This window comes from Telluria sp. RT2P19, assembly GCF_059685725.1.
On the sequence record NZ_JCASIL010000030.1, the window covers coordinates 23,876 to 35,623 of the forward strand.

At 65.9% G+C, this 11,748-nt stretch carries 8 protein-coding genes; 4 read left to right on the forward strand and 4 right to left on the reverse strand.

Annotation, left to right across the window (positions count from 1 at the left end; all coding sequences use genetic code 11):
• Positions 1–1,668: an MFS transporter gene (locus AC56KW_RS25080; RefSeq protein ID WP_497173347.1), complete on the reverse strand. Its 1,668-nt coding sequence runs from the start codon at positions 1,666–1,668 to the stop codon at positions 1–3.
• 210 nt (positions 1,669–1,878) lie between these two features.
• On the opposite strand from AC56KW_RS25080, the gene AC56KW_RS25085 reads away from it, so the two are divergent.
• Positions 1,879–3,165 (forward strand): dienelactone hydrolase family protein, encoded by a 1,287-nt coding sequence (locus tag AC56KW_RS25085; protein ID WP_497173348.1) that lies wholly within the window; start codon positions 1,879–1,881, stop codon positions 3,163–3,165.
• A gap of 150 nt (positions 3,166–3,315) precedes the next feature.
• On the forward strand, positions 3,316–4,509 hold the full coding sequence (locus AC56KW_RS25090) for an esterase/lipase family protein (RefSeq protein WP_497173349.1): 1,194 nt from the start codon (positions 3,316–3,318) through the stop codon (positions 4,507–4,509).
• Here AC56KW_RS25090 and AC56KW_RS25095 read toward each other — a convergent pair.
• Together AC56KW_RS25095 and AC56KW_RS25100 are read right to left on the reverse strand one after the other, a co-directional pair.
• Positions 4,493–4,789 carry a hypothetical protein gene (locus AC56KW_RS25095; protein ID WP_497173350.1) on the reverse strand — a complete coding sequence of 99 codons (297 nt, stop codon included), beginning with the start codon at positions 4,787–4,789 and terminating at the stop codon, positions 4,493–4,495. The genes AC56KW_RS25090 and AC56KW_RS25095 overlap by 17 nt on opposite strands.
• 55 nt (positions 4,790–4,844) lie before the next feature.
• A complete protein-coding gene (locus AC56KW_RS25100) occupies positions 4,845–6,752 on the reverse strand; it encodes a hybrid sensor histidine kinase/response regulator (RefSeq protein WP_497173351.1) in 1,908 nt (635 codons plus the stop codon).
• A 232-nt stretch (positions 6,753–6,984) separates the two neighbouring features.
• On the opposite strand from AC56KW_RS25100, the gene AC56KW_RS25105 reads away from it, so the two are divergent.
• Both AC56KW_RS25105 and AC56KW_RS25110 read left to right on the forward strand, forming a co-directional pair.
• Positions 6,985–9,228 (forward strand): ATP-binding protein, encoded by a 2,244-nt coding sequence (locus tag AC56KW_RS25105; protein ID WP_497173352.1) that lies wholly within the window; start codon positions 6,985–6,987, stop codon positions 9,226–9,228.
• A 10-nt stretch (positions 9,229–9,238) separates the two neighbouring features.
• Positions 9,239–9,694: a response regulator gene (locus AC56KW_RS25110; RefSeq protein WP_497173353.1), complete on the forward strand. Its 456-nt coding sequence runs from the start codon at positions 9,239–9,241 to the stop codon at positions 9,692–9,694.
• On the opposite strand, the gene AC56KW_RS25115 is transcribed toward AC56KW_RS25110, so the two are convergent.
• Positions 9,676–11,325, reverse strand: coding sequence for a response regulator (locus AC56KW_RS25115; protein ID WP_497173354.1), 1,650 nt, complete (start codon positions 11,323–11,325; stop codon positions 9,676–9,678). The two genes, AC56KW_RS25110 and AC56KW_RS25115, sit on opposite strands and share 19 nt — an antisense overlap.
• Positions 11,326–11,748 lie beyond the last annotated feature (423 nt).

An 11,748-nucleotide genomic window follows, 5' to 3' on the forward strand; every position in this document is an offset into this window, starting at 1 on the left:
TCAGTCGGTCACAGGGTCGGGTGGAGGTGGGGTCCCGGGCTTTGGCGCTGGCGCCGCCTTCACGGCCGGGAAGTAATGCAGCCACACGGCATGCAGGAAGATCCAGGTCGCGCTCCCGGCGGCCAGGATGGCCAGCACCAGGAACACGTCGTTATAGGCGAGGATATTGGCTTCGCGGGTCGCGGTGCCTGACAACGACTGCAGGCTCTGGCGCGTGGCGGCGGCCGGGTCGGCCAGCAGGCGTCCGGCCGCGGCGGCGCCGGACTGGACGCGGCCAGCCACCAGCGGATCCAGGCTGCTGAGGCCCTCGACAATGAGCGAGGAATGGTATTTTTCGCGGATCACCTGGAAGGTGCCGACCAGGCTCGAACCCAGCAGGCTGCCCAGGTTCTGGGTCAGGCCGAACAGCACCGAGAAGCTGATCAGGTTGTGCGGATTCGGAATCACCGAGCCAAGCAGCGACACCACCAGCGGCCCGAGGAACAAGGTACCGCCGAAGGCGAGCAGGCTCTGGCTCAGGTACATCTGTTCCAGCCGCGTCTGGTTGCTGGCGTGGGCGTCGATCCAGGCGCCGAGCGCCATGCACAGGAGCGCGATCACCTGCGGCGCCACCAGGTGGTTCACGTTGATCGTCAGCGCCGACACCACGATCCCGGCGATCGTGGCGGCCAGCACGATCGCGTACAAGGTCTGCAACTGGTCGTTGTCCAGTCCCACGGCGCGCAGGAAGCCGACCGCCCCCACGCTTTGTTCAGACAGCACGATGCGCACCAGCAGCATGGCCAGCGCCAGCCGCACGATATTGCCGCTGGCCAGCCAGCGCAGGTTCAGGAGCGGATTGGCGCGGTTGTGCTCGACGCACAGGGCCGCCGCCAGCAGCACGATCGCCGCCGCCAGCGCCACCCCGATCCAGGCGCGCTCGAACCACCACTCCACGCGGCCGAAGCTGATCGCCGCGCACAGCAGCGCCATGCCGGGCGCGAACAGGGCGAAGGTGACGAAATCGGTGGGACGGAAGGCCTTGATGTGGTCGCCCGGTGGCAGCTTGAGCAGCAGCACGGCGCCCAGCGACACCAGGGCCAGGCCCAGCTCGAACAGGTACAGCCCGCGCCATTCGGCGATCTGCAGCAGGTCGTTGGAAAAGATGTAGGCCAGCGGCAGCGCCATCTGGGCCGCGCCCATCGCCAGCGCCACGCCGCGCAGGCGCCATTCCTTCTTGAAGCCCTGCAGGATGTAGTACAGGCCCAGTGGCGATACCGCCGCCGCCAGCATGCCATGGGCGGCGCGCACCGCGACGGCCGAGGCCAGATCGTTGACGAACAGGTGGGCGAAGGTGACCAGCGCATACAGCACCAGGAAGATCTCGGTGAACAGGCGCAGGCCAAACTGTTGCCGGAATTTCACGAGCAACAGGTTCATGGATGCATTGGCCATGACAAAGGCGGCCGGCAGCCAGGTGGTCTCGGTGGAATAGGCGCCCAGCACGCCTTGCAGGTGGACCAGGTTAACGGTGACCAGCGCATTGCCGAGGCCGCCGGTGATCGTGATCAGGACGCCGACGAACAGGTAGGCGAAACGCAGCGGTGTCGCATGGGCAGGAGTCGACGGCGAGCCGGGCATCATCGGCTTTTCGTCTGGGGCCCACTCGCGCGGCGCGTACTTGCTCATCCGTCATTTCCTGGAACAGTCAGGCCCGCGATGATACTCCTTCAGCAAAAAACACGTCGGATGTCACTTTCACCACACGCAAAAATTTAGTGTCGGAACCTGTCAACCGGATATTGCCCTAAAGATTTTCTCGACCTAGACTCGTTTATGCCTTGCGGAAATCATTCCGCAAGGCAGTATTTACGCATACACGTAATTCCAGAGTCGTCCATGCCGAGAACCTTGTCTTTCCGTAGCCTGCTCTCCGTTTCGATCGCCGCGCTGGCCATGCTGCCCGTCCTCGCGCACCTTGAAGAACTGCCGGCCAGCGCCGACATCGCGCAGCTCGATTACCGCATGAACGAGCACATCGTCCAGGTGCCGGCCGGCGACGGCGGCGTCACGCTCGAGACCACCGTGTTCCAGCCGAACGGTCCCGGCCCCTTCCCTCTGATCGTCATCAACCATGGCAAGGATCCCGGCCGTCCCAGCCTGCAGGCGCGCGACCGCTTCTACCATATGGCCAGCGCCTTCGTGAAGCGCGGCTATGCGGTGATGGTGCCGATGCGCCAGGGCTTCTCGAATTCCGGCGGCCGCTACCGCGACCACGGCTGCGACATGACGGCCAACGGCTATACCCAGGCCGAAGACATCCGCTCGACCCTGGACTACGCGCGCCAGCAGCCGTGGGTCGACGGCGAACGCATGGTGGTGGCCGGCCAGTCGTATGGCGGCCTGGCCACGATCGCCCTCGGCACCGAGCCGCTGCCCGGCGTGCGCGGCCTGATCAACTTCGCCGGCGGCCTGCGCGACGACAGCGACCGCTGCGCCTGGCGCTCGCAGCTGGTGTCGGCCTTCGCCGAGTATGGCGCCAAGGCCAAGGTGCCGAGCCTGTGGATGTATGGCCAGAACGATTCGCTGTTCGGCCCGGAACTGGCGGGACGCATGCATGCCTCCTACGTCCAGGCCGGCGGCCGCGGCCGCCTGGTCGAGTTCCCGTCGTTCAAGCGCGATGCCCACGGCATGCTGGCCAGCCGCGATGGCGAGAAAGTGTGGCTGGAAGATACGGAACGCTTCTTGAAAGAGATCGGCATGCCGACCGCGGTCGTGGTCGACGTCCCCGCTCCGCCGAGCCCGGCGCGCACCGACTTCGCCCAGGTCGACGACGCCGCCGCCGTGCCCTTCTTGTCCGAGCACGGCCGCCGCGCCTACCGCGAATACCTGACCAAGATGACGCCGCGCGCCTTCGCCGTATCGCCGAGCGGCGGCTGGACCTGGGCCGAGGAAGGCGAAGACCCGGAAGGCCGCGCGCTGGCCACCTGCTCGGCCAAGAGCCGCGATCCGTGCCGCCTGTACTCGGTCGACGACTACGTGGTGTGGACCGACCCCCGCCTGGACCAGGCCGAGAAAGCCGCCGTCACCGCCTCGAACGGGCCGGTACCGGGCGCGGTGTCGGCCACGGCGACGGCCGTGAGCTCGGATCCGACCACCTCGGTCGGCAGCACCACGGTGCGGTAAGAACAACAAATATGACACGCCGCTGTCAAGCGGCGTGCGCATGTTCCCTTGCGCGAATTTCAGTTGCTGCACTGCGGTACGATGCAGCGCAAACCGGACCGGCGTCCGACCTCCGACAATGTGCGTGACGCATTTACCGGAGAAGCCCAGATGGTCCGCATCATCCACGCCTGCGCCGCCGTGCTGACCGCGTTCGGCATGCTTGCCGCCCCTGCCTGCCGCGCGGCCAATAACCATCCCGTCATCCTGGTCCACGGCTTCCTCGGCTTCGGGCCCGAGGAATTCCAGCACAGCGGCTTCAACTATTGGGGCGGCTACGGCGACATCGCCTCGCAGATGCAGATCTACCGCGGCCCGCGCGCGGTGTTCGCGGCGGCGGTCGGCCCCATTTCCTCCAACTGGGACCGCGCCGCCGACCTCTACGCGCAGATCAAGGGCGGCTGCGTCGACTACGGCAAGGCGCACGTGCGCGACCACGGCCAGCCGGGCCAGGTCCAGAAGCCGCCCGGCAAGTGCTGGGCCGCCGATCCGCGCGACAATCCGCAGGATTATCCGCTGGCCCTGTATCCGGCCTGGGACCAGGACCACCCGATCCACCTGATCGGGCACAGCCAGGGCGGCACCACGATCCGGGCCCTGGTCGAATTGCTGGAACACGGGTCAAGCCACGACCAGGGCGACGGCGAACTGTTCAAGGGCGGCAAGGTCGGCTGGATCCGCAGCGTGACCACGATCTCGGCGCCGCACGACGGCACCACGCTGACCGATGCCGTGTTCAACGTCCTGCCGGGCGTACGCCTGCCGCTGCGCGACCTGCTCGGCCACCGGGTCGCGGGCTGGGAACTGGCGCCGGACGGCGCCCGCGAATTCAATCTGTGGGCGCGCACTTCGCCGCATATCTATTATTTTTCGGTCGGCACGGTGGCCACCGAAGGCGGCGCCTGGTGCTGCAACGGCACCGACCGCGTGATCGCGCCGGTGCAGACCACGTTATTCCAGTATGCGCGCACCGACATGATCCCTTATTTCAAACCCTTTGCCGGCGAGTGGATCGTGCCCTCGGTGGCGCAGCGCGGCATGGGCAGCTACACCCTCGACCTGCCCAACCGCGTGCGCATCGACCGGGACTGGTTCTCGAATGACGGCGTGGTCAACACGATCAGCATGCGCGCCCCGAGCGGCCACCCGGCGCGCGACTACGACGGCCGCGCCGTGCGCGGCGCCTGGAATTTCCTGGGCAACTACAAGGGCTACGACCACTTCGACATCCTGAACTGGCCCAACCAGGGGCCGTCGGCCGACAAGCTCTATGAGCAGGTCAGCGACATCATCTTTGCGCTGTAGGGCCGTCCTCGAGTCCGCCCTCGGGTCCGTCCTCGAAGCTGCCCGCGAGGCTTTCGGTGCGAACGATATGCACGCGGTCGGGCTGGTCGGCCAGCATGCACAGCCTGCCGCTGCGCCTGCAGTGGTCCTGCACGCGCCAGTAGTCGCCATGGCCCAGGCAACCGGTCTGGCAGATCACCAGGTCGGCCACCCGCAGGCTGGCTTCCAGCGCCTGCGGCAGGGAGTCGGCCGGGCGCGCAGCATGCAGTGAGGGCTTCGCCAGCCATAAGTCGCCAGGCATGCATCAGGCCGGTCGTTGCCGCGTAGAGGGTTGTTTGCGACCCACGGCAGGTGGGTCAATGCGCGCTACGCAGGCTGCGCGCCAGGTCCGACAAGCGATACGGCTTGCTGACAAACGCAAACTCTCCCAAGAGCGAGCGATCGAGCTTCAACGCCGGCTGCGGATACCCGGAGGCCAGCATTACCTTCACGTTCGGGTAGTTGTTGCGCGTATAAGCCGCCAGTTCGATGCCGTTCATCCCGTTCGGCATCACCACGTCGGTAAACAGGATATCGACATCGCGGGTGGCAAGCAGATGGAGGGCGTCGATGCCGCTGGCGGCCGTCATCACGTCGTACCCCATGCTCAGGAACAGCGACGAAGCGACGTCGAGCAAATCCGGCTCGTCCTCGACGATCAGCACGGTCTCGGTCTCGACTTCCATCAGGTCATGCGCATGCGACGTCACGGCCGGCAGCCAGATGATGATGCTGGTGCCTTCACCCATCATGCTTTCGATGGTCACTTCGCCGCCCGACTGCTTGATGAAGCCGTACACCTGCGACAGCCCGAGTCCTGTGCCCTTGCCGACTTCCTTGGTGGTGAAGAACGGCTCGAAGGCGCGCGCGATGGTCTCTGGCGTCATGCCGGTGCCGGTATCGCTCACGCTCAGGCGCACATAGTGGCCGGCCGCCAGCGACGGGTGCTCGCCCTCGGCCAGCGCCACGTTGGCCGTTTCCACCACGATCCGTCCGCCTCCCGGCATGGCGTCGCGCGCATTGACCACCAGGTTCAACACCGCCGACTCCAGCCGCGCGGCGTCGATCACGGCGTTCGGCGCCGTGGCGTCGAGCTTGAGCACGAAGTCGATCGACGAATTGGCGGCGCGCCGCAGCACCGACTCGAAACCGCTGATGATGCGGTTGACGTTGCGCGTCTCGGGCTCCAGCGGCTGCTGGCGCGCGAAGGCCAGCAATTGCTGGGTGAGCGTGGCGCCGCGGTCGATCGCGCGCCGCATGCTGTCGAGCGTCTTGGCGTCGGCGCCCGGATTGCGCTGCATGCTCAGCACCTCGAGGCCGCTCGAGATCACCGACAGCAGGTTGTTGAAGTCGTGCGCGACGCCGCCCGTGAGCTGGCCGATCGATTCCATCTTCTGGGCCTGGAACAGCGCCGCCTGGGCTTTATCGAGCGCCTCGGCGGCTGCCTTCTTCTCGGTCAGGTCGCGCGTGATCTTGGCGTAGCCGAGCAGGCGCCCGTCGTCCCCGCGGATGGCGTCGATCACGACATTGGCCCAGAACCGGGTACCGTCCTTGCGCACGCGCCAGCCTTCGGCCTCGTAGCGTCCGACCTCGCCGGCGGTAGTTAGCGTTCGCGCCGGCAGGCCGCGCCGGCGGTCCTCGTCGGTGTAGAAGCGCGAAAAATGGTGGCCGACGATGTCGTCGTAGCTGTAGCCCTTGATGCGCTCGGCGCCCAGGTTCCAGTTCGACACCATGCCCTCGGGCGTGAGCATATAGAGCGCATAGTCGGTCACGCCCTGCACCAGCAGGCGGAAGCGCTGTTCGCTCTCGCGCAGCGCATCTTCGGCCTGCTTCTTCTCGGTGACGTCGCGGGTGATCTTGGCGAAGCCAAGCAGCACGCCATGCTCGTCGCGGATCGCATCGATCACCACGTGGGCCCAGAAACGGCCGCCGTCCTTGCGCACGCGCCAGCCTTCGGACTCATAGCGGCCGTGTTCCAGCGCATGGGCCAGCGCATGGGCCGGCAGGCCGCTGGCCCGGTCCTCGGGCGTATAGAAACGGGAGAAATGCTGCTGCAGGATCTCGTCCTGGAGGTAGCCCTTGAAGCGCTGGGCGCCGGCGTTCCAGCTGTTGACGTAGCCCTGCGGATCGAGCATGTAGATCGCGTAGTCGCTGATGCCGGAGATCAGGTACTGGAAGCGCTGCTCGTCGGTCAGCGCCTGCTTGACGGGTAGAGAGGTGTCCATGGTGGAGGTACGGCTTCCTGTCTGCTGGTCGGATGAATTTGTCTATCATACATCCGCTATAGCGCAGTATGCCACGCGACTGTATGGGCACGTGCGAAGGTTCGGGGCGCCAAATGACGCCCTTTGTGACAGAACGGCCCGCCAGTGCGGGGAAATGACGGTTCGCCTGTCAAAAACCCTACCACTTTCGCGCTACAATAAGGACTGTCCTCCGCTCGTCTCTCATCGCACCATGACCCAGGCACTTCCCGACCACCTCGACATCTCCGGCTGCGAGAAGGAACCGATCCGCACGCCCGGCAGCATCCAGCCGCACGGCTTCATGCTGACGCTGTCGCCGGCGCTCGAGGTGCTGCAGGCCAGCGCCAACCTCGAGCGCTGGAGCGGCGTCGATGCGCAGGCCGCCATCGGGCTGCGGCTGGCCAATGCGGTCGGCGTGGCGGCGGCCGAACGCCTGGCGCTGGATCTGGGCGGCGGCGCCCTGGGCCAGCGGCCGTCCTACCTGGGCGCCGTCACGCTGCCCAACGGCCGCCATTTCGACGTGCTGGCCCATGCCTGGGACGACCTGGTGATCGCCGAGTTCGAAGCGGTCGACCGCGCGCAGCCGGCCGACTTCCGCTATTTGTACCCGTTGATCAGCGACTTCCTGGCGCGGGTCAACGACCACGCCTCGATCCCCGCCCTGACCGACCTGGCCGCGCGCCACGTGCGCTCGGTGACCGGCTACGGCCGCGTGATGGTCTACCAGTTCGATCCCAGCGGCCATGGCCGCGTGGTGGCCGAGTCCAAGGCGGCCGACTACGATTCATACATGGGCCAGTCGTTCCCGTCCAGCGACATCCCGGCCCAGGCGCGCGAGCTGTACACATTGTCGCCGATCCGCCTGATCCAGGACGCCGACTACGAGCCGGCGCCGTTGCTCCCGGGCGTCAACCCGGCCACCGGCAAGCGCAACGACCTGTCGTTCGCGGCCCTGCGCAGCGTCTCCCCGGTCCACCTGCAATACATGCGCAACATGGGCACGCTGGCCTCGATGTCGGTGTCGCTGATCGTCAAGGGCAAGCTGTGGGGCCTGATCTCCTGCCACAACGCCACGCCCTGCCAGGTGTCGGTCGAGAAGCGTAACGCCTGCGAGCAGCTGGGCCAGATCCTCGCGCTGTGCATCGAGACACGCGAGGACGGCGCCGAGCTGCAGTTCCGCCTCGACGTGCGGCGCATCATGGTCGAGATGCTGGGACACCTGACCAAGAGCGCCGACTTCATCGACAACCTCAGCGGCGTATTCCCCGAACTGCTGCGTTTCGCGCGCGCCGGCGGCGTGGCGCTCGTGGTCGACGACCGCATCCTGACATATGGCGACACGCCCGGCCACGAAGCGATCCGCGCGCTGTCGACCTGGCTCGCCGTGCACGGTCATACCGAGCTGTTCCACACCAACCACCTGTCCGGCGTGTATGCGCCGGGCGCCGATCTCACGCACGCCGCCAGCGGCCTGCTGGCGCTGCCGATCTCGCGCATCCACCAGCACTACCTGCTGTGGTTCCGTCCGGAGCTGGTGCAGACCGTCGAATGGGCCGGCAATCCCTACGAAAAGCAGGCGCCGCCGGGCGCCCCGACGCAACTGTCGCCGCGCCAGAGCTTCGCCGCCTGGCGCGAGACCATCCACGGCCACAGCCTGCCCTGGCACGCGGCCGAGGTCGAGCTGGCGATCGAATTTCGCAGCGCATTGCTGGGCATCGCGCTCGAGCGCGCCGAGCAGATGGCCGAACTGGCCGAGGAACTCACCCGCGCCAACAAGGAACTCGAAGCGTTTTCGTACTCGGTCTCGCACGACCTGCGCGCGCCGCTGCGCCACATCGTCGGCTTTTCCGACCTCCTGATCGAAGCGGCCGGCAGCGAAGACGCCGCCATGCGCGAGCGCTTCCTGAAGAACATCAAGCAGTCGGCCCGCCTGGCCGGCAAGCTGGTCGACGACCTGCTGTCGTTCTCGCAGATGGGCCGCGCGGCCCTGCGCCCGACCAGGGTCGACATGCTCGAGCTGGTCTCAGGCTGCATCGACAAGCTCGACATCGAGATCGGCCAGCGCAAGGTCGACTGGCACATCGACAGCCTGCCGGTGGTCCACGCCGACCCCAGCTTCCTGCACCTGGCGATGTTCAACCTGCTGTCGAACGCGGTCAAGTTCACCGGCGGACGCGACCAGGCCGTGATCCGCATCTGGTGCGACGCAGCCGGCGACGACGACGTGTTCCACGTGGCCGACAATGGCGCCGGCTTCAATATGGACTACGTGCACAAGCTGTTCGGCGTCTTCCAGCGCCTGCACCGCATGGAAGACTTCCAGGGCACCGGCATCGGCCTGGCGAACGTGCGGCGCATCGTCGAGCGTCACAATGGCCGTGTGTGGGCCAACTCGACACCCGGCGAAGGGGCAACGTTCTCCTTCAGCCTCCCAAAACAAAAAACATCCAACTAAGGCGAAATCCATGCTCAAGCCCATCCTCCTGGTGGAAGACAATCCCCATGACCTGGAGCTGACACTCATCGCGCTGTCGAAGAGTCAGCTCGCCAACGAAGTCGTGGTGGTGCGCGACGGCGCCGAAGCGCTCGACTACCTCCACCGGCGCGGCGAGTTCGCCGAACGCCAGCTGGGCAGCCCGGCCGTGATCCTGCTCGACCTCAAGCTGCCGAAGGTCGACGGGCTCGAAGTGCTCAAGGAAATCCGCCACAGCGACGGACTCAAGCCGATCCCGGTGGTGATGCTGACATCATCCAAGGAAGAGCAGGACGTGGTGCGCAGCTATGAACTAGGCGTGAACGCCTATGTGGTCAAGCCGGTGGAATTCAACGAGTTCGTACGCGCGATCGCCGATCTCGGCATCTTCTGGGCGGTGCTCAACGAACCGCCGCCGGGCTCGCGCCGCTACATCAAGCCGAAGTGAGCCGCCGCTGACGGCTTGCGGGTGGCGCGTTTGGCGCGCCGCAGCAGGTGGCGGATGCGCGCGCTGAGCGCGTCCGGGTGGTAGGGTTTTTGCAGCAGGTGAACCGACGAGTCCAACTTGCCTTCATGCGCGAGCACGCCCTCGGCATAGCCCGAGGTGTACAGCACCTGGCATTCCGGCAGATGGCGGCGCACGATATCGCCCAGCTGCAGGCTGCTCACCGGCCCCGGCATGATCACGTCGGAAAACACCAGGTCGATATGGCGGCCCTCCTTGATGATCTCGGCCGCCTGCGCCGCACTGCCCGCCTCCAGCACTTCGTAACCCAGTGCGGACAGGATGCCGCAGGTCGACGAGCGCACGTCCTCTTCGTCCTCGACCACGAGAATGGTTTCCAGGCCGCCGGCCAGCTGCAGCTGCGACGACTGATCGTCATGTACCGCCGGGGAGGCGCTGCTGCGCGGCAGGTAGATGCGGATGCTGGTGCCACGGCCGTGCTCGCTGCGCAGCACGATCTCGCCACCCGATTGCTTGACGAAGCCATAGGCCATCGACAGCCCGAGCCCCGTGCCCTGGCCGGTCGGCTTGGTGGTAAAGAAAGGCTCGAAGGCGCGCTGGAGCACCTCGGGCGGCATGCCTTTCCCGTTATCGGCGATCTCGAGCATCACATAGTCGTTGTGCGGGACGCCCGGCGGCAATTCGTCGTCCGGGTCGACATTGGCGCCACGGATCGTCAACGTGCCGCCATCGGGCATCGCATCGCGTGCGTTGATGACCAGGTTCAGCAGCACGTTGTTGAGCTGGTTCGGGTCGATCATCGTGCTGCCCAGGGCGGGCGCGATCTCGGTTCGGACCAGGGTGTTGGCGCCGAGCACGCGGCGCGCCATGTCGTCCATCTCGCGCAGCAGGTGGGTGGGATCGATCACCACCGACTGCAGCGGCTGGCGGCGCGCGAAGGCGAGCAGGTGCGAGGCCAGCTTGGCGCCGCGCTCCACGCCCGACAAGGCCATCTCGACCCGCGTGCGCGCGGCGTCGTTCAGGCTGCCGACCAGCTTGAGCAGTTGCAGGTTACCGCCAATGATCTGCAGCACATTATTGAAATCGTGGGCGACGCCGCCGGTGAGCTGGCCGATCGCTTCCATCTTCTGCGCCTGCTGCAGGGCCGACTGGCTGGCAGCGAGTTCTTCCTGGCTGCGGCGCAGCGAAGCAAAGGCCTGGTCGCGCTCGCGGCGCGCGATACAGGCGCCACTGTGGTGACGCACGCGCGCCACGAGCTCGCGCGGATCGGGCCACTTGACCATATAGTCGCTGGCGCCGACCGCGAAGGCCTTGGCCTTGATGTCGGGATCGTTTTCGGACGACAGCAGGATGACCGGCACGTCGTGGGTGGCGGGATGCGCACGGAGCTGGGTGATGACGTCGAAGCCGTCGAGGCCGCCGGGCATGCGCAAGTCGACCAGGACCACGGTCGCGTCGATCTCGCGCGCTACCTCGACGGCGCTCGCGGGACTCGATTCGTACATCAGCTGGTGACCGGCACAACCCCTGAGTCCGTGGGCAATGATGTCCTGGGCGAACGATTCATCGTCGATCAACAGCACGGAACAGCGGGTGGAGTCGTCTTCGATCATGCAACTGCGTCGCTTTCGGGGCTGGATTGGATACGTATCACACACTACCAAGCGTTAATTCTACACCAATGCATTTTAACAAGACCCCGCACATGGCTATTCTCGAGCGAAATTTGTCGGGTCAAGTCTTGTACGGCGGCGGAACCCGCACCATATCGCATGCAGAAACCAGCATCGACAGGAGTATTGCGTGCCCGACAACTGCTGCCCGCTATGCGGACGGATCCTGGGAACGGCCAATATCGACCGCCACCACCTGATCCCGAAAACCTTCAAGGGCAAGGAGCAATTCGCGATCCACAAGATCTGCCCCCGGTGTCAGACTAGTTGTCGCCTCTAAATTTCCCCCAGAGGTAGAGGCGCAAGATGAAAGCAAGGTATTCTCCGGCATTTGTAGAACAGGCCCTGGTCAAGGTATTCTCG